This is a genomic window from Ectobacillus sp. JY-23, assembly GCF_023022965.1.
Lineage (GTDB): Bacteria > Bacillota > Bacilli > Bacillales > Bacillaceae_G > Ectobacillus.
This window is the reverse complement of record NZ_CP095462.1, coordinates 2,810,976-2,834,847: the sequence shown is the minus strand read 5'-3', so window position 1 is coordinate 2,834,847 and position 23,872 is coordinate 2,810,976. Positions and strand designations below refer to the sequence as shown.

Here is a 23,872-nt window from a genome sequence, read left to right as displayed (position 1 = left end):
TGTGTAAACACGTGCCGCCATGTTAGCACTTTTCCTTACAACCAAAAAGGCCGGCTTACGCCGACCTTCTGTTTTTATTTCTTCAGCTTATCCCACGTTTTTTGTAAGTCTTCAAGCATTTGGTTTTTGTCCTTTTGCTTGCCTACATATGCTTGCATTGTTGCACCAAACTCGTTAGTAGCTCCGTCTGGATATTTAAACCAGTTCCAAGACAATGTTTTGTTTTCTTTCATGTACTTCGTAATATCGTCAGCCAATGGTCCTAAGTTTTTACCTTCAATGTTTTTGAATGCAGGGATAAACTTAAATTTCTCAACCATGTACGTTTGGCCTGTTTTAGAAGTAGCCATCCAGTTCAAGAACTTTTTCGCTTCTTCTTTGTTTTTAGAGTTTTTGTTTACAACCCAGTTGTTCGGTACGCCTACGAATAATTTATCCATTTTGTCTTTGTCGTTAGAAATCGGCATTGGCAAGAATCCAAGCTTCATGTTTGGCGTAATTTTATCGATCATTGGCTGTGCCCAGTTACCCTGTTGCATCATCGCAGCTTTACCAGAAGCAAATTGCGTTACTTGTGTGTTGTAGTCTGTTGTTAACGGATTTTTGTTACCGTATTTGATTGTTAAATCGAATAGATCAAAGAATTGGTTGAACTTTTCGTTGCCAGCAAATTTCGCTTTACCAGCGCTCAAATCCTGAATGAATTGATCTGGATTGTCCTGCTGTGCAAATGGAACGTTCAATGCATGGATACCTAGGATCCACCACTCACCGTAACCTACTGAAAATGGTGTTGTACCACTTTTCTCAAGCTTTTCCGCCGCAGCCTTTAACTCATCTAAAGTTTTTGGCGCTTCTGTGATACCCGCTTTTTCAAATAGTTCTTTATTGTAGATTAAGCCATAACCTTCTAAGTTCATAGGCATACCATATAGCTTGCCATCAACTGTCATAGGTACCTTTGCTTCATCGTATACTTCTTTTGCCCAAGGCTGATCAGAAAGATCTTCTAATTTATCCTTCCAAGTAATTGCTTCGTTAAAGCCACCGTTATTGAAGATATCAGGCTCGTTGCCGGAAGCGAACTGTGATTTTAAGGCTGCACCGTAATCAGCACCGCCGCCCACTGTTTTAATGTTCACTTTTACGCCTGTTTCTTTTTCATATTCCTTCGCCATTTTTTCCAGCTCATCAGCGATCTCCACTTTAAACTGGAATACATTCAATGTTGCTTTTGCATCTGTTTTTTTGTCAGCGCTTTCATTAGACGTTTTAGAAGAACACGCTGAAAACGCGAGCATTGCAGATGTAGCCATTGCTAATACGGCTGTTTTTTTGAATTTCATCTTTGTTTCCCCCTCTGTATTTTTAAAGCGCTTTCTTCCCTACAAATCTAGTGTACTCGCTTCTTTTTTAAAGAAGCAGAGCCTATATTGACGTGTAAGGTGTAAAATATTGATTAGTTTTCATTTATAAGAAGTACGCGGGGAGGAGGAGGGTACGCCTTCTCCCCGCAGTACAACCTGCCTTATTTGATAGATCCGCTTGTAACACCTTTGATGATATGCTTTTGCATGGCGAAGAAGAAGATTAATAGTGGGATAATGCCAAGCATCAAACCTGCAAGCGCCATATCCCATTGCTTCGTATATTGACCGAAGAAGAAGAAGGTCGCCAGCGGAATCGTCCGCAATGCTTCGTCCTGCAATACAAGAGATGGAAGCAAGAAATCATTCCAAATCCACAAGCTGTTTAAGATCATAATGGTTACTGTAATTGGCTTTAACAGCGGGAATACGATGCGCCAAAACACCATAAATGGTGAGCAGCCGTCAATTATCGCCGCCTCCTCAAGCTCAACTGGAATGGACTTCATAAAGCCGTGGTACAAGAAGATCGATAATCCTGACCCAAACCCTAAATACATAATGACCAAGCCCCAAATGCTATTGAGCAAGCCTATAGAGGATGTTACCTTTACCAGCGGAATCATAATGGATTGAAACGGGATAACCATCGCTGCAACGAAGATAAAGAAAATCACTGAGCTTAGTTTACTTTTTGTACGTACGAGCTTGTATGCTGCCATGGAGCAAAACAATACAATGAGAAGATTACTTCCTACTGTGACAAGCAAGGAGTTAAAGAATACCTTGCCGTAATTCATGTTTTCCCAAGCCATTACATAGTTGTTCCAGTTGAATACCTTCGGCCATGCAGATGTGTTCGTTAAGATATCTGCATATGTTTTCAGTGAGTTTGAAATCACATAGTAAAACGGAACTAAGAATACAATGGCAAGTGAAATCGCCAAAATTTCTAGTAAGAAGGTCGGTAAGCCGTATTTACGCATTACGCTTCTACCTCCCTTTTCTTAGTAATATAAACTTGCAATGTAGTAACTGCCGCTACGACGATGAAGAAGATCAATGCCTTCGCTTCACCTAAACCGTAACGATTGTTTACGAATGCTTCTGTGTAAATGTTAAGTGCCAGCATTTCCGTTGCTTTAAACGGACCACCGTTTGTTAAGGAAAGGTTTGTATCAAATACTTTAAATGACCATGAAATCGTTAAGAACAAACATACTGTTACAGCAGGTGCAATCATCGGAATCGTGATATTTTTTAAGATTTGCAGGCGGTTCGCACCGTCAATTTTTGCCGCTTCAATCAGATCTTGCGGTACATTTTGCAGCGCTGCGATATAAATGACCATAATATAACCAGCACCTTGCCATACGCTCACAATCACAATGCCCCAAAAGGCTGTATTTGCATCACCAAGCCAAGGTAATGTGAAAAATTTAATATTTGTTAAAGCTCCGATAGAAGCAAAGCCTTTTACGAAGATGAATTGCCAAATGAAACCGAGCAACAAACCACCAATTAAGTTCGGCATAAAGAAAATCGTTCGAAGTATATTGCTTGTTTTTAGCATTTGCGTCACCAGCATCGCCAGTGCAAACCCCACAACATTAGTGAGGATTACCGCAACAACTGTGTACTTGACTGTGAGTATGAACGATGTCTTAAATTGCTTATCTTCTGTAAGTAAATACTTAAAGTTATCTAAGCCAACCCATTTTACATTTCCTGTAACCCCGTTCCAATCAGTAAACGCATAATACATCCCATAAAAAAATGGAATAAGGACAATGACGCAGAACGTTAAGAATGCAGGTCCGACGAACAACCAAAAGGATGCCGCTTTCTTGAGATTCTTCTTTTTATTTACATGTACTGGCGTATGTACCGCCACAGAATTGAGCTCACTTTGAGGAGTGCTCATTTTCCCCACCTCCTGCTATTATGATATAAATGTTTACGCTTTCAGAAAACGCATTCAATTGACCAGTAGGGTGGAAAATATTGATATAAAATTTCGTACTTTATAACTTGATGTAAGAAAGTTACTTCTTCTATCGGCCAAACTTCTCTTCTATCGCCCGAACTCCTCTTCTATCGGCCGAATTCCTAGGCTCAAGACCTTTTAGGGTAAAAAACAAAAAGTCCGCCTAAGCGGACTTTAAATTCGGTTTTGTTTTGTTTTTCTAATAAATTGAATGTAGATCCACCATGTTACTCCTAAGAAGAGCGCTGTTAGGGTAAGCATAGCACCATAATGATGGATGCAATAGCTCACGAAGTGCCAGTTTTCGCCGAGGCGAAGACCGATGGTGACAAATAATGAGACCCAGATGAAGGCTCCGAAATACGCATAGAAGCTGAATTTGCGGAAGCTTAAAGTGGATATGCCTGCGAAATAGGCGGTTAAGTGCCGGACACCAGGCAAAAAGTAGCCGATCATAAGTAAGAATGGACCATATTTTTCAAATAATGTATGCGTTCGATTAATTTTCTCGTCTGTAACGCCAATTTTACGTCCATACTTTTGTAAGATTGGTAAGCCCAGCTTTAAACCGAGTACATAGCTGATTGTGATACCAAGTATTGCTCCAGTAAAGCCGCAAAGCAAAGCAACCGTATAAGACATATATCCTTGGGCAACGCGATAACCAACAAAAGTTAATAGCAATTCATCCGGTACAGGTATGCCAACAATACCGGCAGCTAATGCCACAATTAAGCCAACATAACCGTACTGCAACACAAGGTCGTTCAAAAACTGTTCCATCGCTCCGGCGTCACACATCCTATCCGCTTGGATTACATTGCAAGAAAATCTAAACTCCGTACTCAAACACTATACTTTCATTTTTACTGAAAAAATCAGAAAGAAGCAAGTCTTTTCCGTATATTTTATCTTTCTTTATCAAATGTATGTGGAGTCGTCCTATTTGTGACTTGCTTTTCCTTGTTTTATGAAACTTTCTTGGCCACTCCGCTTTTTTCTTTAGATGCTCTGTTAACAATGACGATACCAGCTGCTACACAAGCCAAACCGAATAAAACAAGAGCATGAATCTCTTCTCCTAATATCAAGCCTGATAACAATACCCCAAACACAGGAATCAAGAACATATACATAGATACTTTTCCAACTTTGTTATATTTCATTACCGTATTCCAAACCAAAAAGCCTGCGGCGGACAAAAATGACAAATAGAAAAGCATAGCAATCGTTTGGCCGTCAAAAGAAAACGGCATAATACCAGTTTGGACAATTCCAATTATAAGCAAACCAAACGATCCAAAAATCATTTGATATGCTGTTAAATAACCAACATCAATTGTACGGCTTCCTTCCTTCGCCATAATGTTTCCATAAGAATAAATCAGTGCTGCCATCAGCAGTAGCAACTCTCCCACACCGAAGTCCAGCTCCAGTTGTCCTCTTGTAATATTGACTGCAATTACACCAATAAAACCGATGGATAAGCCTATCGCTTTCCTGACACTGAAAGAGTCGTCCTTATAATAGAAGTGTGCAATGACAAGTTGAAAAAAAGAGGACGATCCGGAAATGATAGCTCCTTGTATACCTGTGCTGTAACTTAATCCAATGTAAAAGCAAACATATTGTAAAAATGTCTGGAATACGCCAATTTTAATAACAGTACCGGCGGATGCCTTTTGAAAGGTCATGCGTTTGCCAAGCAATGAAAAGAATAAAACAATCATTAATCCTGCAAGTAAAAATCGATACCCAGCAAATAGCATTTGCTCCCCAATTTCATGTGCCTCTATTTCAAGTGCAGCATAGCTTAATTTAATAAAAGGAAACGCGCTGCCCCAAAGAAAAGTCGCAAACAACGCAGACGCCAATATGCCTAATGGGTGTGTAAAGAATCGTTTTGAATTCATATATTCTGCTCCTTCCGTTCTAATGAACATTAATCCGTTATACCACTTCTTACATGTAAACTCAACGAAATTGATTTTGCCTGTAGGCAATTTTATTTCCTCCGGTGTAAACATATGGTATACTGGTGCATATAATAACTCGAAAATAAACCCTATTCACCTGTTTGCTGCTGTCCTATTGGATGGCAGCTTTCGTCATTTTATAAGGGTAACGAGTTTGATTATTTTTCTCAATAAAGGGGGACCCGATTATGAGCTCACAAGCAAATTCTATCGCTAAGCAACACGAACCATCCAATTCTGCGACTATGTTTGATATGTTCCGTCAGCATTACGAACTCATCTTTGCAGCTTTATCAGGTATTTTCATTTTGTGCGGCTGGCTACTAGAAGGCGGTGCAGTTTCTATTACTTGTTACGTGCTTGCATTTCTGATTGGCGGTTATGCAAAGGCGAAAGAAGGCATTCTTGATACGATTGAAGAGCGGGAATTAAACGTAGAAATGCTGATGATTTTTGCAGCAATCGGCTCTGCTATCATCGGTTACTGGGCAGAAGGTGCTATTCTTATTTTCATTTTTGCTTTAAGCGGTGCATTAGAATCATACACGATGAACAAAAGTCAAAAAGAAATATCAGCACTGCTTGCCTTGCAGCCGGAAGAAGCATTGCTTATCTCGAATGGATATGAAAAACGCGTCTCCATCGAACAGCTACAAATAGATGATATTATTTTAATTAAGCCGGGCGAACGTATTCCAGCAGACGGTGTTATTTCAAAAGGCGAAACGAATGTAGATGAGTCAGCTATTACAGGCGAACCCATTCCAAATGAGAAAAGTATTGGTCATGAAGTGTTCGCCGGAACTGTTAACATGCGGGGTGCTATTGAAGTAAAAATTACAAAGCCCACTGACCAAACACTATTTCAAAAGATTATTCGCCTCGTTCAAAATGCGCAGAGCGAAAAATCTCCTTCGCAATTGTTTATTGAACGATTTGAAGGAACATATGTGAAATCCGTTTTAATTGTTGTAGGACTCATGCTGTTCGTTCCGCATTTTGTCCTTGACTGGAGCTGGACGGAAACCTTTTATCGGGCTATGATTTTACTTGTTGTCGCTTCACCTTGTGCGCTGGTTGCCTCTATCACACCTGCGACCTTATCAGCCATATCAAACGGAGCTAGACACGGTATTTTATTTAAAGGCGGCGTTCACCTTGAGCGTTTATCCTCTTTACGCGCAGTCGCATTTGATAAAACAGGAACATTAACGCAAGGTAAGCCTGAAGTAACGGACGTGAAAGTGCGTGAAGGCGCTAAAGTAGAAGAAGTACTTCACATTGTTGCTTCTATTGAAAATCAATCAACACATCCGTTAGCGGAAGCGATTGTAAAATACAGCAAGCACACCTACGGATTAACTTTGACAAAGCCAGAGAAGCTTGAAAATATAACAGGTTTTGGTGTTATTGGCATCGTAAATGGCGTTCAATATAAAATTGGGAAAGCTGACTTTGTAGAAAACGATGCGAACGATTTTGCTGCCCTCGCTTCTAATTTAGCGAAGGAAGGAAAAACAATTGTATATGTAGGAGATGACCAAGGTGTCTTGGGTCTCATTGCACTAAAAGATATTTTGCGTACAGAGTCTGTTGCGGCTATTCGTGCCCTAAATCGTCTTGGCATTAAAACGGTTCTCATTACAGGTGATAACGTGCAAACGGCACAAGCAGTTGCTAGAGAGAGCGGCATCTCAGAGTATTATGCTTCTTGCCTGCCAGAGATGAAGGTTGACGTTATGAAGGAACTCAAGAAAAAGTACGATGTAGTTGGTATGGTCGGAGATGGCATTAATGATGCGCCTGCCTTAGCGACTGCCAGCGTCGGCATTGCGATGGGAGAAGGAACAGATGTTGCCCTAGAAACAGCAGACGTGGTTTTAATGAAAAATGATCTTTCTCGCTTAGCACAGGCGATACGGCTTTCTAAACGAATGAATGTGATTGTAAAGCAAAACATTGTCTTTTCCTTATTGGTTATCGCACTGCTCATTTGCTCTAACTTTTTGCAATTTTTAGCACTACCATTTGGCGTTATTGGGCACGAAGGAAGTACGATATTGGTCATTTTAAACGGATTGCGTTTATTAAAAGCAAACGAATAAAAGCACGGGGAGTCCCGTGCTTTTTTATGTGCATGTTGCTCTTCTTATTAATGATAGTCGTTGTGACCGTTTGCACTGCTGCTTGTTTTGTGCTTTGGCTGCGAGCTGCTGCGTTGTTTACGTTGGTTTTTATCGTTGTTGTTATTGCCATGTTTACCTTTTGTCATGATGTAATTCCTCCTCAAGTGAAGTAGTTACATATGTAGTATGGCTTATTTCGGCACGAGACTATTACGGGAATCTTTTCCGTTTGTACGATAGCAGTGCAACAATGCGTTGATTTCACCACCAATTAAAATGACCCAAGCGGTTAAATAAAACCACAGCATTAAAATAATAATTCCACCGAGACCGCCGTATGTATTGGCATAATTTCCAAATAGATCAACATATAAGGCAAACAAATATGAAACACTCACCCAACCGACAGAAGCAAATAAAGCACCGGACATTACCTCACTGCGCCGTACATGAAGATTGGGTGCGAATTTGTACAAAAATGAAAACGCCATAAATAAAACTAAAAAGCTAAGTAAAAGACGAACTAAGCTCCATACCATTAAAAAACTTTCAGATAACCCCAATATATCGAATACGGTTTTGCCAATTACCTTACCGAATACAGGTAGCAACAGCGCAAACACAATGATAAAAACCATGGAAAGCGTTAATACAATGGACAAGGCTCTTGTCATGAAAAAAGAACGTGTTTCTTTTATATCGTATGCGCGATTAAAAGCCTTCATAATGGCATTAATACCATTAGATGCAGACCAAAGCGCCGCTAGCAAACCAAACGACAATAAACCACCATTTGCTTTGTTCAGCACCTTATTAATGTTTTCATTAATAAGTTTCATCGCATCAGGCGGCGCATACTGGGCCAAGAGACCAAGAACATCCTGCTCTTGAAGAGGTAAATAACCAATAATTGTAATAAGAAATACAAGTGCCGGAAATAATGAAAGCAGAAAAAAATAGGCGAGCTGAGAAGCCAAGCCCGCCAAGTCATCACTTTTAGTCCGCTTATATAAATCCCGGAGAAACATACTCACGATGCTTACCATCTTGTTGAATATCATGGGGTTCACCTACTTATACGGATTGCTTTGTTTCTTTCTTCTCTTCTGCTTCATTTTGCGCTACGATTAGCGTTTCATTCTTTAGTTCTGTACTTTTCTCAAGCATCAGTTCTTCTGTTTGTTCTTCGGGAATCTGCAGCATCAGCTCACGCGCTTCTTCCATACCAGCGTTCGCCTCTACTACTGACTCGGATGTGATTTCAATTCCTTCTGTTACCTGTTGCTGTTCACGCAACGTACGCTTTTTCTCATTAAAAATGTCACGTGTTTCTTTTAGCGTTTCTACTACAATTGGTGTTAGCTTCTGTAGCTCGCTTACCTTTTCCTTTACAATACCTAAATCCGCCACACCTTTTCCCTTTTCACTCACAGCTTGTACCGTCTCTTTCACACGGGCTTTCAGCGGAGCCGGATTTTGACGAATTTCATCAACCTTCGTCTTCACGCTACGTACATTTTGTGCGACCTTTTCACGATTGCTTTTTTTTAGCATGGTAACCGCTGCACCAACAGCTACCCCAATTGCAATATTACGCACTGCATTGTTTTTCTTCACGTTTTTCTCCATTTCCCTTCACCCTTTCAATTGAATATTCACTATTATAGCTGACATATACAAGTTGCGTACGGTACAAGTGCTTTATATAACAGTTTTCACATGTTATATGCTTTGTACTTATACAGCTAATTTGTATTACATTTCTATTTGACACGTATGTAATCCTTCATACTTGTCTATATTTCGCATAAAAATTTTTACAAATTCATGCAATCTTCACATTCTATGTACCACCGCTTTACAACTAATATATCACTACAAACTGAGGATCTTAAGAAGAAAAATTCTCTTTGTGACCATGTTAGTGCTGATCGCAACTGCACAAAGTCCGCTAACCTTCGCTTGCACTTATATATCTCGATGCATCGTTGTGTTTAGTATAGCCTACAATACGTTACATAGCACAATAAATAAAAGACTTTAAAGGGTTTGCAATAATTCTTTAATGACTGTTACATAAAAGATGATATGATAAGATAAGGGTATGTCATATTTGTGAGGAGCGATTGAAATGGATTTATCTACAGTATCAAGAGAAAATATTGAACACATGGTTGAAGCGATTAAAGAAAAGCTACGCATGGTAAATGCCGGCGCTGTTCGCGCCGAAAATTTTAATGCCGATATGTATGAAGAGCTTCGCGATATTTATGAACACGTCATGAAGCGTGAAACATTCAGCATCAGTGAAATGCAAGCTATTACAGAAGAACTAGGAACACTAATTAAAAAATAAAAATTGAAAACATCTTATGTTTTCTGTATAGTTAAGAAGAAAATTCATAATGTAATCCACAAGGGGAGCCTTCGGCTGAGAGTGAACATGTTGTTCTGACCCTTTGAACCTGTTAGTTCATACTAGCGTAGGGATGTGGCTAAAATGAGGCAATATAGGACTCGTCTTAGACATCCTGTGTTGCCTTTTTGTGTTCCTTTGGATTACAAAAGAGGGGGAAATGGTTTTGAAACGTACACAAATGCTGATCGAAATTGCAATGGCGTCCGCGCTCGCTATCGTATTAGACATTGTACCATTTTTATCATTTAAACTTTGGGCACAAGGCGGTTCTATTTCATTCGCAATGATTCCAATTTTTCTTATCGCCTTTCGCTGGGGCTGGAAAGCAGGTCTCTTAAATGGTCTTGTTTTCGCTTTGCTACAACTTATCATTGAGCCAATGGTGGTACATCCGGTACAAGGTTTAATTGACTACGGGCTGGCATTCCCTGCAATCGGATTGGCAGGTTTATTTGCAAACAGTCTTAAAAATGCCGCAGCGAGAGGAAACCGTGCAGGCATTTGGTCATCTATGATTGCGGGCGTATTACTAGGAAGTCTTTTACGGTTCTTATGTCATTTCACGGCAGGCATCGTATTTTTTGGTGCATATGCACCGAAGGGGCAGCCAGTTGCATTATATTCATTGCTGTACAACGGCTCCTACATGCTTCCTGCCGCAATTCTTTCCATTATATTGCTAGGTGCCCTATTCTCAAGTGCACCTATCCTAGCACGCACAAGAAGTCATGTTTAAATAAAGCTGCTCTGTAGCTGGGCAAACATAAAAGCACAACGCAAATAGCGTTGTGCTTTTCAGGCTGTGGAGAAAGTGTTCTCCACAGCCGTTTTTTATGTTTATGACTTCTTTCCACTGTGCAAACTGATTAAAAAGGAGAGAAGGAGAGATTTGATATGATGGGTGCACTGAAAAATCACCGAGATGAGCGTGTTACGACTTCAATCGAAGAGCTTGTTCCACAAGATCACTTTTTACGAGCTGTAGAAGCCACAATAGATTTTGCTTTTATTGAGGAAAAGCTTCGCCCGTATTACTGCGAAGATAATGGGCGTCCTTCCATTCATCCCATCACTTTATTCAAGATGATTTTTATCGGTTACTTTTATGGAATCCGTTCCGAACGTCAGTTAGAGAAAGAAATTAAAATGAATCTAGCGTATCGGTGGTTTTTAGGCTTTTCTTTATCAGATCCTGTTCCTGATCACTCTACTATTAGTTGGAACCGACGTACTCGCTTTGTTCACACAACCATTTTTGAAGACATCTTTCAAGAGATTGTCAGACAAGCTCAATCCCACCGCATGGTGGGCGGTCGCGCTCTAATGACAGATTCTACGCACGTAAAGGCGAATGCAAATAAAAATAAGTATGTACAAAAGCTAAAAAAAGAACAGCCCAAAATCTATCTAGAAGAATTAGAAAAGGCTGTAACTGAGGATCGGCAAACAAACGGAAAAAAGAACTAAAACCTCGAAAGGAAGGCGAAGCCAAACAACCTACTTATATCCGTTCTAGTACAACAGACCCTGACAGTGGATTTCTAATGAGAGACGGAAAACCAAATGGGTTTCACTACCTCGATCATCGCACTGTCGATGCAAAATACAATATCATCACAGACACATATATTACGGCCGGGAATGTATCCGATTCTGGGCCGTATTTGGCACGTCTTAAAGCGCAAATAAAAACCTTTGGATTTCAGGTAGAAGCTGTGGCACTAGATGCGGGATACTTTACAGGTCATATTTGTAAAAATTTAGCGAAACAAAACATTTTTATGGTCATGGGATATCGTAGATTCGGAAAAACAAATAAAGAGGTACCAAAACGTTCTTTTCATTATGTAAAAGAGTCAAATCGCTTTGCTTGCCCGATGGGTTGTATCTTATCTTATGTGACGACAGACCGTGATGGAAATCGACAATATAAATCGAATCCAGATGATTGTGCGGCTTGTCCTCTTCGTCCCAAGTGTTTTTCTAAACAACAAAAAACGCGTACCATTACTCGACATATTTGGGAGGATTATAAGGACTTGGCTCGCGCCAACAAAAAGACAAGTGCCGGTAAGCGTCTGTACAAGCTACGTTGTTCTACAATTGAGCGCAGTTTTGCCGATGCGAAAGAACTTCATGGCTACCGGTATGCACGTTTTCGAGGGCGGGAGTCTGTCCAAATGCAGGCTTTTCTCACCGCAGCTTGTCAAAACATGAAAAAAATTGCCCTTCATCTGACCAAACAGGTCAGATGAAGGGCAATTCCTGTTTATTTTTACTTCATTTCAGACATAGTTTCCATAAAAATTGAAACTAGGGACAGAGTATTAAGAAACCTTTTAGGTTTCTCAACACTCTGAAAAGCACAACGCAAATAGCGTTGTGCTTTTGTTTCATTTATAGCGCTTCAACTGCCTGCTCAGTACCTTGATTATTTTCAACTGGTACTTCAATCGGTTCTTCTATCGGTGCTTTTGTAGGATTAGGGGCTGGTACCTCGACAGGCTTTGGTTCTCCTGTACGTATATTATAAGCTTTTTCAATTGCCGTAAGCTTTTCTTGTGCACGTTCCTTAATATCATCCGCTGCATAAGGCGCTTCTACAATAGACGTATAGCGAATGTAAGCCTCTTTTACTTGTGCTTTGTCTTTGAAGTCGTTGTAGTTGCTTTCTGTTTCAATGAACAACGTACCAGCAATATGCTGTGCATAGTCTTTGATTTCCTCTCTTGCACCAATGGAATTGAGTATCGTTAATGCTTTGTAGGCATTACTTGCCGCATATTGATTTGCAATCAATAATCGATCCAGATAGGCTGCTTTAATCTCCTTCGCTTTTACCCGCTTCTCTTCGCTTACAAGTCCTGTTGTAACAAGAACATTGTAGTACTCCTGTGCATCTTGATAACGCTGGCTCGCTAATGCAGTATCCGCAGCCAGTTCAACTGCCGCTTCTGCTTGTTTAAATCTCTCGGCTCCTTGCAGAAGCTCACGAATACCTTCCATATCCGCAACAAGATCGCTAGCTTGCTGCGACGCATACACGACTTGTAATGCATCTTGGCTTTCTATAGCCGTATTCCAATGTGAGATAAAGGCTTTCCAGCGCTGCGCTTGTTCTCTCAGCATAGGGTCAGCCGCTGTTGTAAGCGTAATACGTTCAAGAATAGCCAATGTATTTTCTTTCTTAAATGCAATTGGCGTGATACTTTGTGTTTCCTTCATGTAAGTCAACTTTTCTCGCAGCACCTGATCAGCAACTGCCATTAACGAGCTGGTCAAATCCTGAATAAGTGTTTGTACGGCAGCTGCATCGGTCGGATTATATCGTAAAGCCTCATCTGCAACCAACAGCGCATTATAAAGATCTCCCTGCTTTTGAAGTGTTACCGCACGTTGGTATAGCTTGTCACCATTTGGCTCTGTTGGCTCCTCTTTTTTATCTGCCTGGCTAACAGCGTCACGAATTGCTTGCTGTGCTTTTGCTACTGCTTCTGCATCCGTAATCACATTTGCATTTGCAAGCAGGTGATAAATAGCAAGTGCTTCGTCTACTTTCTTGGTTTGCATCAAGTCTTCGGCAGCAGCTACAAGTTGTCCGCTAACCATATTTAATGCCTGCTCTGTCGCTAAATCCAACGAGCCTTGATAAGCCTTATAACCAGCTGCATAATACAACGCCTCATAATAATTTGCTTCTTGATAATGCTTAGCTGCTAAGTATGCCAAATCCATTCCTAAATACGCCTCATTGCTTCCTGCATTTTGCACAAGCAGCTGATATTGATTTTGGACCTTCACCTGCAAAGCTGAGCTGCCCGCAAAGAAAAGACCGTTATTATTTAACTGATTATGAATTTGTGAAGTCAGTTCCGCGCTTGTTTGCTCGTTCAAGACTTCGTTCATAAGCAGGTTATAATCTTTCAGCTCTTCCCATACCACCGCCTCATTCGGGATGAAAATAGAAACATATAATACAGGCTTCTCAGGCTGTGGCTTGGTATTTTCATCTGGATTAATAGGCTCGTTAGGATCAGGAGCATTAGGGTTAATCGGCACGATAACATTTGTTCCGTCTTCACCCGGTACAACAACCGGTGCATCCGGAAGTACTACGTTTAACACATCGCCGGCAATGGTTTGAATTGGCTGTTTGACTGAGTCGATTACATATTGAGACAAGTTAGAGATGTCATCGAGTACACTTCCTGATTTCTGAGATTCTTTGGACTTTTTCGTTCCAGAAATCAGCTGTGCCCCCAATGAATTTTCTTTTGCATAGCTATTGTCCAGGCTTAATTGTTTATCATTTGCTTGTGGTTCATTCACTTTACTTTTTTCTAACTGCAAGCTGGCTTTTTTTTCAATTGATTTTTCTCCGCCAAACCATGTACAACCTGATGCAAATACAACACTTGAAAGAACGACAGATGTCACTTTCATTTTTTGTTTCATACATGCTCCCCCTATTTAACAAATCCTTTATCTTTTAACTCTTGTTTTCTGTTTTTAGCCAGATCGCGCTCTGCAGCATCATTACTAAACTGCTCTGCTTTATCTAAAGCGTCAAATGCTTCCTTATACTTCTTCTGATCCATTAAAAAAAGTCCATACAGCATAAAGGCATGACCATCATTCGGTTTCCTCTCCAGTACTCTTTGGAAGCCGGCTTGTGCTTCATCAACTCTATCAAGTTTACCGTTCAAGGCAGCAATATTTAAATCGAGATTGTCATTGCTAAATCCGGTTTGACGAATCGTTTCATATAGTTTAATTGCTTCATTATACATACCGGCACTTTTATCAAGTTGACTTTGCACCTCATAAAATCCGCCAGCCTCTGAATATGCGCTTGCTAAATCGCCCAATACAATAGCGTTATTTGGATCTGCGCTGCGGACACTACTTAAGATATCAATCGCTGTTTTAAATTGCGCTTCTTTTTTAGCAAAATCCGTTTCTGTACGATTCGCTAATACATAAGCACGACCTAGCAGTTGCTTATAACGAAGGGTATCAGGGTCTTTTTCTGACGCTGTTTTGTATTTTTCAATGGCATACGTATAATTTTTATCCACAGACGCTAAATCGCCCTCAATCCAATTCACAAATGCCGCTGCGCGGTCATCTGTTTGTTCAATGCTAGCTAATACGTTACGTGCTTCTTCTGATTTCCCTTGCTGTGCATAGCTTACTGCTAAGTCACGTAAAGCTGGGTTACGATAATCACCAAGCTTACCATCTTTAGAAGCTAACGCTGCCTTATATGAAATTACAGCCTGATCATAATTCTTTAGGCTAAACCAAGCACGTCCTGTAAAATAAGCACCTAAAGCGCTTCTTTTAGATATCTTCCCTTTAGCCTTTAAGTCAGCCAAATACTCAATTGTTTTTTGATATTGCTCACGCATTACATATGTGGCTGCCAATTTAACGTAGGCATCTTCTGTTTCTTTAATCGCTGCCGCCTTTTCAAATCTCTCTTCTGCTTCTAAATATTCCATTTCGTTATAAGCCTTTTTACCGGCTTCAATATTAGATTTATAGCGGTACTCTGTAATACCGTAATAGCTGGCAGCAAGTAAAAGTGTGATACCTATACTAGCGCCGGCACCTATCATCCATTTTTTATATCGAAATGGCTCTTTTGTTTCTGTTGCTGCGAATGGACTCGTTTTTTTCTCGCGCTCTATATAAAACGGTGCCTCAATTTTTTGCTTAGCAATCTCAAGTTCTTCAATTTTTACAGCTTTCTCTTCTAGCTTCTGCGTTTCTTGCAATTGCGCACTAATAATAGAAAGTTCCTGTACAACGGTCTCGTCAGTAGCAAATTGCTTTTGCGCATAGTCATATAAAAAAATAGCGCTCTTCCAATCTGCATTTTTTTCATATATACTTGCTGCTTCAATATAGTCTGTCAGTTGGAATGACGAAGATACTTCTTTTTCATTAACTAATCCTTTCAAGTCCTCCCACAGTGAACTATACTGCATGTGCGTGCTCATATATTGATATTCGCGCAAAGCTGCCTCTTTATTTCCTACTTGCTCTAGAAGACGTGCTGCTTCTAAACGCTCTTGCGCTGACAAAGTAGCTTTATGCTCGGGAAGGCGGGCTTTTGCTTCCATCAAACATTTGTTATATTTTCTCTTGCTCTCTTCCTTAATTTCCTCAGGAAGTGCTTCCCACCACATACGAAAGCTTGGGCACTCCTCTAAAGAATTACTTTTCCAAGCCGTTTCAAACAAGTGCCCTATATTTTCTCCCCAATGTTTCCGTAAGGACGCTACCAATGTTTGATAACGCTCGCCCTCACCATGCATGTCCGTTTCATCAAAATAACTCGCATCGTTCGCTTTAGCAAAACGAACCGCTTCTTCAACCCATCCCAGCATTTCAGCTAATAAAACGGCCCCGGCAAAACGATCTCCGTGTGCAGTCCAAATGCCGTCCTTTATATACGTCGGCGCATATCCTTTCGTCCCGCCCGGTATCACCGCAGGCTTCTCTAAATTTTTATCATACATTTGTTCAATGTCTACCAACTCGATTGGATACGTCGACTGCTCTGCCAAATGAGAAAGAATGAGGTTGCTGGCTGATAAATCACAATGTGCACGTCCTTGTTCCTCTAACATATATAATAAGTACGCTAAAGAAGCTGCCAGCACACCACTTTCTTCTTGCGTAAGGGGTTGCTCTTCCAAAAGAATATCCGCCCACGTCGGACCCTCTATCCAAGGCATGAGAACTGCCTGCTTTAAATCTTCATATGTTTCAATTAGGTGCTTATGGTTTTGTTTTGTTATCTTCAGACGCTCTGAAACTGTTAAACCGGGAAAATACTGATATCGCGTGTCACCCTCTGTACGACCATCGCGGAATCGACTTCTAAATACTTTAAGCGCGGCTTTATCTGAATCTGTATATAATTGATATACGATTCCCTGCCGCCCCTCCTGCCCATATGGAATATCTATACCCACAACGGCGGGATGCTTTGCTATTTTATAGGTTCTACCAAACAACGTAATCTGCTCATCTACTTGCGGTTGAAAACTCATGAATATACTCCTCTTTTTAAGAAAAGCGGAGCCGGTTGGTTCAGACGCAGAAGCTGAGGTTCTTCGACCACAAAGACGCTTTTTACCTTTAGGGGCGAAGATTCTCCGCTGGCAGCGTCTAACCGGCGTAGCTAGACAATGTAAGAAAAGCGGAAGCGGCTTGCCCTGCTCCATAGGGCAAAGGTTCCCCGCACAGAGGCGCTTTTTGCCTTTAGGGGGTGGGGGGCTCTGACCGGAGGAGCTAGCCACTACAGCTAGAATATAACAGCGCCCAATTTAGGCGCAGAAGCTACAAAAAAGTAAAAATCCTTTACTTTATTTCATGTAAAACAAACCGGAGAACTAGGAAAACCCCAGTCATCCGGTTTGTTATGTACTAAAAATTAGCCTTGGTCAGCTTGACGGAATCTTGTTGCGATGTTTTTCAATTCCATTTCAATGCTTTGAAGAATCTCCGTGTAACCCTTCATCAGCTTTTCAGCTTCCCCGAATTGTGTTTGGAATCGATTTTTTGTATTACCGTCCCACTCACCATACAAGTTATGAATTTGCCCTTGTAATTTGGAGTTGATTCCTTGCGCTTGGTTAATACCGTCGCGAAATTGACGTGCAATACCTTCTAGCTGATCTGGAGTAACGAGAATACGAGCCATTTTATTTCCCCCCTTAACAAATTTTGCTACAGACAAAATTATACATGATACGGGAAAGTTTGTGAACGAATACAAGAAAAAATACAATATTTTCCCTTAATTTACATATAATTATATATTTTTATATAATAATAAAAAGTTAATTCTAATAAATAAGCTATGACTGTTGTTCTTTGGCACAGATTAGTGGGAAAAGCGAGTTAAATAGCGGTGAGAATTCTGCCTGACTGTTCGTGGAAGGCAAAGCTCCCGTAACAAAAACTAATAATAAGCTTTAACAGAGTCGATAAATAAAGTATTAGATTTCTATAAAAAAACAGGAGAAGTATGAATTATACCTCTCCTGTTTTCTACAATTTTATACCTTATTTTGCGCTATGCCCCAGCGCTCACAAATTTGCGAGACGTATCTAGCTAGCTCTTCGGAAGAAGCAGCGGGCAGTGCTGTTTTGACTTTGATATGCTTGCGCTTAATGAAATAACCTTCGCCGGGTGGCAATTCTTGATCAGTTTCTTGATGCGGAATACGGATATTGTAGAAATATACATCATTACTATAGGTAGAACCTAATAGATAGCCAGCATATTTCTTTTTAAATTCGGCAAACCATCCTTCATGACTGTAGTTTGACAAATTTGATAAAGTTGCTGCCATAATAATATACACACCTTTATCTCTTCCGAATTTCGCAATGCGCTCTACATAATCTTTTATTTCATAAGAATAGGAAATTTGTTGCGCAAAGCTATCGCCATCATCAATAACAAGTACCGTTAACGGACGCTGCAAACCACTCTCTTGCATGAAAGGCTGTGTTTTCACTTCATCCATTTGCTTTACAAGCTCTTCAAACACCTCTTGCATTTGTACTTCATCACTTGCAAACTTCCGCACATGCGGTAAAGAGGACACAGCATACAAGCCGTTCGGCTTTGGATTTGGATCTATCAGATATACATACAACTCGTCCGGCGCACGATCTTGCGCAAGTGAAAGAATCATTGTTTGTAAGGTAGACGTTTTCCCGCCTTCCATGCGCCCCCCTACCAAAACATGACCCACATCCTCTAGTGCAAACGAGTGAATATCCAACTCCTCAGCCTCTAAGCCGACTGTCATTTGACCGCGCTGTTGCTCTATGTCTTGTAGCGTGAAGGATGTCGGCAGCACCGGAATTGCTTTTGCTTCTTTTCCGTCCCACACTTCGTGCATATGTCTGGCTAGATAACGCAGCTTCTTTAAATGCTCCACTTCTTCTCCCATATATGGAAGAATAGCTTGGAACATATACGGCGGAAGGCTTCCCTTTACAAACCCTCTTCCTTGAGGCAGGTTTGTACCCGCAAAAGCAGGACGACCAACCGCATAGTAATATTCAGAAGGATCCGCAAGCTCAAATGAAACCGCTAGCGGTATTAAATTTCGATAGCGATCGTACATGTCAGAACCTTGATTCGTTGTGATGACAAAATAAACACCGTAACCGGCTCCTTCACGCAATAATTGACCCAGCTGTTCATTTTCCGTTTCAAACATGGTACGGAACTGTAAATAACCGTCAATATAAACTACAATAGCAGGAAGCGACTCTCCAGTTAATCGTATATAACTCTCTAAAGATGTACCACCAGCTGCGGCAAATTTTTCTTTTCTGAAATGAACTTCTTTTAACAAGAAGCGGAAAAGTCGTCCCAACTTCTCCTTCTCATCATCCTGAACAACACCGCCTACATGCGGAAACGCACTGTACTCACGCAGTTGTCGGCTGAAATCTATCGCATACATATGCACTTCTTCTGGTGTATGGGTGAGGATAAGAGATGTCATCAGCGTCTGCAAAAATGTTGTTTTTCCTTTGCCTGGCATACCGTATACAAGTAGATGTCCCTGCGTCAAATGCAGCGGCAATGTATACTGTACTTGATTTTCAACGTCATCTACAAGACCAATTACAGGCGCAAGTAGCTTTTTCTCCCTTGTCCATTGCTCCGCATTCCATGAAGGATAGAAGTCCTGCAACGGGATTTGCGCAGGAAGCGGCTCGGTCCACGGTCCTGGCAACGGCGTGATGCCCTGCTCATGTGCGACCTTTTTAATATGCTGAATCAGAACTTGTAGCTGCTTTTGCTTTTTCTCACTCGTCTTTTTCACGCGCTTTTTCACTTCGCGTGTGCCATCTATGCTGACAAGCGCTAATTCTATATCCTCTGTAAACTCCTCTTCCGCAGGGTCGTACGGTGCGCCGCTCCAAGCAGATTGAAAAAACTCCAGAATTTCTTTCTTACCGACCATCAGATAACCACGGCCGGGCACAGTAATTTTAGACGCATCTGTCATATCGAGCATTTCACGACTATCTGCATCGTCTTGTACACGCAAGCAAATGCGGAAGCGGGAGTTTGTCCAAATTTTCTCGTCAACCACACCCGCTGGTTTTTGCGTTGCCAGTAAAAGATGCACACCAAGTGTACGACCAATGGCCGCAATACTGACAAGCTCATTCATAAATTCAGGCTCTTCTTTTTTAAGCTGCGCAAACTCATCAATGACAATAACAAGATGGGGAAGGGGGTCTTTATCACGCCACTCTGTCTTGTAATATTCATCAATATCTTGTACACCAGATTTCACAAAAAGCTTTTGTCTCCGCTCAAGCTCGGCATTCAAAGAAATTTGCGCACGCTGAATAATATTTGGATCCTCTAAGTTTGTAATTGTTCCAATCACATGTGGCAAACCGGCAAATGTATTTGACATGCCGCCGCCTTTGTAGTCAATTAGCATAAAAGCTACTTCATGCGGATGATACGTAATGGCCAGTGAGGCAATAATAGATTGAATAACCTCACTTTTCCCCGATCCTGTTGTACCTGCCATCAAGCCATGCGGTCCATGACCGTTTCGTTCTATTTTGTCATGAATATTTAAAGTAACAGGCTTGCCGCCCTCCCTTACACCAATCGGGACAGGCAACGTTTGTGGATAACGATTTTCTTGCCAGCGCTCTGCAATCTGCAAGTCTTCTACACGCGACACGTTATATAGATCAAAAAGTGTACATACACGCGGGATTGCTCCTGCTGCAGACTGGCGCATACGCATAGGTGCCATACGTCTTGCGGCTTTTCCACAATGAGAAAGCGGCGTTACATCTACTTTGCACATGGACGCCTGTTGGTTAAACCCTTTCTCCTCAGACGAATGTGTTTCAATAATACGAGCACGCCCTTGCTTCACTTCAACAACCCAGTCACACTCCATCGGTAATTCTTCCTTGCGTTCCGCCAATAGAAATGTACAAGCTCCCACCGCTCGCTCATGTTGAAGTAACAATGGCATAATAGCGTCCTCTTCTATATGCTGTAGACGGGATACAAAGAAGACATACAAAGGGGAATGCTCCGATGCATCATAGGAATCTGCGTGTGCTATTTTTCTCGTATTTAGAATCGGAAACAACCGCTCTAGCATTTGCCCAATCATACGGGGACCACAAGCGAGAAAACGCACATCTTTATGCTCATTCCAGACGTGTGGAAACCATCTCATCCACTCCCATTCTTTCTTTTCCTCTTCGTCATACAATGCTACCAGTTTCATTTCACTCGGTGCATGATGTGTCACCATTTGAACGGTTAAGGTACGAACAAGATTCAGTACTTCTTCACGACTTCCCGTAAGGCCTACTACTCTATTTTTTGTCAAAGACAGCAGTACTGGAACATCCTCTATATGGCTGTAGTCTTCTTTCGCTTTTTGCGCCGCAGCAATCAATGGGTCAACTTCATATCCATCCTGCTCCGGGACAGTAATGTCGACTTGGAACGGTTTCTTGCCCAACCCTATGCGGAGATTGAGAAAGTCCTCTCCTTGCGGTGTTCTTTCCCATAACGAGCTGTGCCTTTCCTGAATACGTTCCATACATACTGCTGGACTCGGATCTCTTTCAAGTAAATACCTCGCTTGATGCACACGAATTTCTTCTAACTCTTCACGATGAAGCTGTACTTGTTCAAGGTATTTTTGCTGCAACGCTTCTGTTTGCATACGATAATTTTTCTTTTGCCGAAAATACAACATAATCGTTACTACATAGGATCCCACCATTGGAATACTGGAAGCAAACATAAACAACATATATGTGCTATTTTGACCCATTTTTTTAGAGATATAGTAATACATAACAATCGTCACAACAGTAAAAATAAGCGGCACGACCATAGATTCAAATGAAAACTGCGGTGGGGTGGGTCTGTTAGGTGGTCTATGAATGACCACTTTCCCTGCAGGCAGCTTTGATTTCACACGAGGCGCCCGTTGAAAGTAAGGTGATTCAGGCATATCTCTTCCCCCTATTCCAGCAAAGTCCAAACATATTCTTTTTTCTCTTCCGGTTCAGGAGAGACTCTCGGTGTTGACGTTGGTTGCTTTTGTGAAAACGGCTTTGGCGTAAACGCACCTTGCCCTGCATGCAATCGTAGATACATACCATCCCAAACGCCGGCAGCGGCTAGAACTTCTTTTTTAGACAATCTGCTCCACTCTTTTCCATCTACTGAATATTCTAGATAATGCATTTCATTACGCCACTCGTACTGGATGCCATCTAATTCATATAATTCTTCAATAACTTGCCCAGCACTTGCTCCATTGAACAGTTCTATATCGATCTCCCCGCCGCGTCCGGAAAGATATGTAACAATAACAGATTCCATCACAATCTTCCTTTCAACACAGAAATATCAAGCAAGCATAAATCATCACTCACAGGAGCTGCTTCACTTTGCAGAATCAGAGATTCAAGCTGTGTATCTGAAGGAATGACGTCTACATCGTCTAATCTAGCTAATCCGTCAGAGTAAACTACTATTCTATTAATTACGTTACCTTCCCAAATACATATATGCGGATCTCCTCCTACACAGCCTGTGCGAGATGACCATCTTCCTGATGTATGAAATGTTTCTTGAGGGATATGAAGTTCTGTCGTGTCTTTAAACAAACGAAATCGCGAATCTCCTTGATAAGCGATCATCACCTTGGTTTTTCCGTTTTTTACATCAATTCTCCCGCACACATACATCGCCTCGCTACCTTGTAAGCGCTTCTCTTCTAACACATCACGCAAAATACCTTCAACTGAGTGCGGCAATGGATGCATATTTACAATCTTTGTCCCCGTTTCTGTTGCTTTTTCTAAATAAGTCACGAGTGATTGTTTTATTTTATCTTCATTATCCCACGTCATACCTTGTAGCCAGTCTAGCAATATATCCCCTAAGTAACGGGCAGCAACGTCTCCGCAAAATGACAAACTAACACCATCGCATAATGCAAAAACGAGCGTACCTTCTTGTATGAGCAAAGAAAAATAGTCCTGTCCAATATCATTGACCAGCTGCGTTTCCTTTGCTCTTCTATACGTATAACGACACATGAAAGAATGCTTCTCTATTTGGCATATTGGCGTTTCTTGTTCTTGCAGACTGACAATTTTCATGGTAATCCCCCTTAACGGACTGGTGTAGCAGCTGACATTTGAAAACCTAGCGACACCAAATCAGCGCTGGTACCAGGAAGCATCATCAACGCTCCAGGTTGTATACTGTAACCTGTTTCTATCATCATTTCTCGATAACTTTCAGGAATAACAGAAGACATTTGCTTTAATTTTTTGCCGTACTCCTCTTGTAGCTCGGTTTCCTTCATAATTCCTTTCCACTTCTTCGTCTGTGCAATAGGTTCTACTAGCATTTCATCCGAAATGAAAATATTTTCAAGTAGTACATGACCGTCCGGCACACGCATATTCATAATACGCTTCGCAATCGGCTCCGGATCTTCTCCCGTTGAAGCACCGTCCGTCATGTGACAAACAAGAGGAGCCGGACAATCTTGTAAATGGGGCAGTTGCTCTTGTAATAGCTTTTCTACTACAGAAAAGGCTTTTGCTGTGTCAGTAAGGCGCTGCGTCTGAATCCCCTCCAAAGGCCTCATACGTGCAACTTCATCAATACTTTTCATACCGCCCAATACATCGAATACATGGTCACTGTATGCCAAAATGGAAATGCGATAACGCGGTGCAATCCGACTTCCCTTTGTAGACCGAAATACCATTTGACGAATGGCAGAAGCTAGTGCCTCTGTGACAACATCTATTCTTCTTTTTTGTTCTCCACTCGCTTCCATGAGCTGGTTCATAGAGGCGCTCACATCTAATAAGTAAATAATATAGGCAGGTGTTTGCTGCGTTGCTTGAATACGATACTCCACCCT

The 23,872-nt window shown here is 41.2% G+C and carries 18 protein-coding genes and 1 riboswitch; of the genes, 4 read left to right on the top strand and 14 right to left on the bottom strand.

Features of this window, described 5'->3' with window-relative positions; translation table 11 throughout:
- Nucleotides 1–74: 74 nt before the first annotated feature.
- The 5 genes from MUG87_RS14505 to MUG87_RS14485 form a co-directional block, all read right to left on the bottom strand.
- Complete coding sequence (locus MUG87_RS14505; protein ID WP_247083064.1) at nt 75–1,346, bottom strand: ABC transporter substrate-binding protein; 1,272 nt, start codon at nt 1,344–1,346, stop codon at nt 75–77.
- A 182-nt stretch (nt 1,347–1,528) separates the two neighbouring features.
- Nucleotides 1,529–2,353, bottom strand: coding sequence for a carbohydrate ABC transporter permease (locus tag MUG87_RS14500; RefSeq protein WP_247083063.1), 825 nt, complete (start codon nt 2,351–2,353; stop codon nt 1,529–1,531).
- A complete protein-coding gene (locus MUG87_RS14495; protein WP_247083062.1) occupies nt 2,353–3,291 on the bottom strand; it encodes a carbohydrate ABC transporter permease in 939 nt (312 codons plus the stop codon). The genes MUG87_RS14500 and MUG87_RS14495 overlap by 1 nt, the downstream gene beginning before the upstream one ends.
- A 237-nt stretch (nt 3,292–3,528) precedes the next feature.
- Nucleotides 3,529–4,137, bottom strand: coding sequence for a DedA family protein (locus MUG87_RS14490; RefSeq protein WP_247083061.1), 609 nt, complete (start codon nt 4,135–4,137; stop codon nt 3,529–3,531).
- Between the two features lie 185 nt (nt 4,138–4,322).
- Nucleotides 4,323–5,267, bottom strand: coding sequence for a DMT family transporter (locus MUG87_RS14485; protein ID WP_247083060.1), 945 nt, complete (start codon nt 5,265–5,267; stop codon nt 4,323–4,325).
- Nucleotides 5,268–5,518: 251 nt separating this feature from the next.
- Between MUG87_RS14485 and MUG87_RS14480 the strand changes: the two genes are divergently transcribed.
- On the top strand, nt 5,519–7,435 hold the full coding sequence (locus MUG87_RS14480) for a heavy metal translocating P-type ATPase (RefSeq protein WP_247083059.1): 1,917 nt from the start codon (nt 5,519–5,521) through the stop codon (nt 7,433–7,435).
- 212 nt (nt 7,436–7,647) lie between these two features.
- Here the strand turns inward: MUG87_RS14480 and MUG87_RS14475 are convergent, their stop codons facing one another.
- Nucleotides 7,648–8,517, bottom strand: a complete 870-nt coding sequence (locus MUG87_RS14475; RefSeq protein ID WP_247083057.1) for a YihY/virulence factor BrkB family protein — start codon at nt 8,515–8,517, stop codon at nt 7,648–7,650.
- A 13-nt stretch (nt 8,518–8,530) separates the two neighbouring features.
- Nucleotides 8,531–9,085, bottom strand: a complete 555-nt coding sequence (locus tag MUG87_RS14470) for a hypothetical protein (RefSeq protein WP_247083055.1) — start codon at nt 9,083–9,085, stop codon at nt 8,531–8,533.
- Nucleotides 9,086–9,587: 502 nt separating this feature from the next.
- Between MUG87_RS14470 and MUG87_RS14465 the strand changes: the two genes are divergently transcribed.
- From MUG87_RS14465 to MUG87_RS14455, 3 genes are all read left to right on the top strand, one after another.
- Entirely contained in the window at nt 9,588–9,812 is a 225-nt protein-coding gene (locus MUG87_RS14465; protein ID WP_247083053.1) for a DUF1128 domain-containing protein, read from the top strand.
- A 51-nt stretch (nt 9,813–9,863) separates the two neighbouring features.
- Nucleotides 9,864–9,963: riboswitch (TPP riboswitch) on the top strand.
- A gap of 69 nt (nt 9,964–10,032) precedes the next feature.
- Complete coding sequence (gene thiT, locus MUG87_RS14460; protein WP_247083052.1) at nt 10,033–10,611, top strand: energy-coupled thiamine transporter ThiT; 579 nt, start codon at nt 10,033–10,035, stop codon at nt 10,609–10,611.
- Between the two features lie 158 nt (nt 10,612–10,769).
- Nucleotides 10,770–12,130 (top strand): IS1182 family transposase gene (locus MUG87_RS14455; protein ID WP_247081727.1). Its coding sequence is split into 2 segments (ribosomal slippage): nt 10,770–11,331 and nt 11,331–12,130, totalling 1,362 coding nucleotides; the frame shifts between segments, so codons are not numbered across the junction.
- 142 nt (nt 12,131–12,272) lie between these two features.
- On the opposite strand, the gene MUG87_RS14450 is transcribed toward MUG87_RS14455, so the two are convergent.
- From MUG87_RS14450 to MUG87_RS14420, 7 genes are all read right to left on the bottom strand, one after another.
- On the bottom strand, nt 12,273–14,330 hold the full coding sequence (locus MUG87_RS14450) for a tetratricopeptide repeat protein (protein WP_247083050.1): 2,058 nt from the start codon (nt 14,328–14,330) through the stop codon (nt 12,273–12,275).
- A gap of 11 nt (nt 14,331–14,341) precedes the next feature.
- Nucleotides 14,342–16,939 carry a tetratricopeptide repeat-containing protein kinase family protein gene (locus MUG87_RS14445; RefSeq protein WP_247083047.1) on the bottom strand — a complete coding sequence of 866 codons (2,598 nt, stop codon included), beginning with the start codon at nt 16,937–16,939 and terminating at the stop codon, nt 14,342–14,344.
- A 383-nt stretch (nt 16,940–17,322) separates the two neighbouring features.
- Nucleotides 17,323–17,592: a WXG100 family type VII secretion target gene (locus MUG87_RS14440; RefSeq protein ID WP_247083045.1), complete on the bottom strand. Its 270-nt coding sequence runs from the start codon at nt 17,590–17,592 to the stop codon at nt 17,323–17,325.
- Between the two features lie 358 nt (nt 17,593–17,950).
- Nucleotides 17,951–21,934: a type VII secretion protein EssC gene (gene essC / locus MUG87_RS14435; protein WP_247083043.1), complete on the bottom strand. Its 3,984-nt coding sequence runs from the start codon at nt 21,932–21,934 to the stop codon at nt 17,951–17,953.
- A gap of 11 nt (nt 21,935–21,945) precedes the next feature.
- On the bottom strand, nt 21,946–22,308 hold the full coding sequence (locus MUG87_RS14430; RefSeq protein WP_247083042.1) for a hypothetical protein: 363 nt from the start codon (nt 22,306–22,308) through the stop codon (nt 21,946–21,948).
- Entirely contained in the window at nt 22,308–23,093 is a 786-nt protein-coding gene (locus tag MUG87_RS14425; protein WP_247083041.1) for a hypothetical protein, read from the bottom strand. Before MUG87_RS14425 ends, MUG87_RS14430 begins: the two co-directional genes overlap by 1 nt.
- Nucleotides 23,094–23,104: 11 nt before the next feature.
- Complete coding sequence (locus tag MUG87_RS14420) at nt 23,105–23,869, bottom strand: vWA domain-containing protein (protein WP_247083040.1); 765 nt, start codon at nt 23,867–23,869, stop codon at nt 23,105–23,107.
- Between the last annotated feature and the right edge of the window lie 3 nt (nt 23,870–23,872).

Coding starts and splice junctions, on each gene's coding strand:
- MUG87_RS14440 (WP_247083045.1), bottom strand. CDS start 17,592: ATGGCTCGTATTCTCGTTACTCCAGATCAGCTAGAAGGTATTGCACGT.
- MUG87_RS14445 (WP_247083047.1), bottom strand. CDS start 16,939: ATGAGTTTTCAACCGCAAGTAGATGAGCAGATTACGTTGTTTGGTAGA.
- essC (WP_247083043.1), bottom strand. CDS start 21,934: ATGCCTGAATCACCTTACTTTCAACGGGCGCCTCGTGTGAAATCAAAG.
- MUG87_RS14480 (WP_247083059.1), top strand. CDS start 5,519: ATGAGCTCACAAGCAAATTCTATCGCTAAGCAACACGAACCATCCAAT.
- thiT (WP_247083052.1), top strand. CDS start 10,033: ATGGTTTTGAAACGTACACAAATGCTGATCGAAATTGCAATGGCGTCC.
- MUG87_RS14430 (WP_247083042.1), bottom strand. CDS start 22,308: ATGGAATCTGTTATTGTTACATATCTTTCCGGACGCGGCGGGGAGATC.
- MUG87_RS14490 (WP_247083061.1), bottom strand. CDS start 4,137: ATGGAACAGTTTTTGAACGACCTTGTGTTGCAGTACGGTTATGTTGGC.
- MUG87_RS14505 (WP_247083064.1), bottom strand. CDS start 1,346: ATGAAATTCAAAAAAACAGCCGTATTAGCAATGGCTACATCTGCAATG.
- MUG87_RS14495 (WP_247083062.1), bottom strand. CDS start 3,291: ATGAGCACTCCTCAAAGTGAGCTCAATTCTGTGGCGGTACATACGCCA.
- MUG87_RS14500 (WP_247083063.1), bottom strand. CDS start 2,353: ATGCGTAAATACGGCTTACCGACCTTCTTACTAGAAATTTTGGCGATT.
- MUG87_RS14450 (WP_247083050.1), bottom strand. CDS start 14,330: ATGAAACAAAAAATGAAAGTGACATCTGTCGTTCTTTCAAGTGTTGTA.
- MUG87_RS14465 (WP_247083053.1), top strand. CDS start 9,588: ATGGATTTATCTACAGTATCAAGAGAAAATATTGAACACATGGTTGAA.
- MUG87_RS14485 (WP_247083060.1), bottom strand. CDS start 5,267: ATGAATTCAAAACGATTCTTTACACACCCATTAGGCATATTGGCGTCT.
- MUG87_RS14470 (WP_247083055.1), bottom strand. CDS start 9,085: ATGGAGAAAAACGTGAAGAAAAACAATGCAGTGCGTAATATTGCAATT.
- MUG87_RS14475 (WP_247083057.1), bottom strand. CDS start 8,517: ATGATATTCAACAAGATGGTAAGCATCGTGAGTATGTTTCTCCGGGAT.
- MUG87_RS14425 (WP_247083041.1), bottom strand. CDS start 23,093: ATGAAAATTGTCAGTCTGCAAGAACAAGAAACGCCAATATGCCAAATA.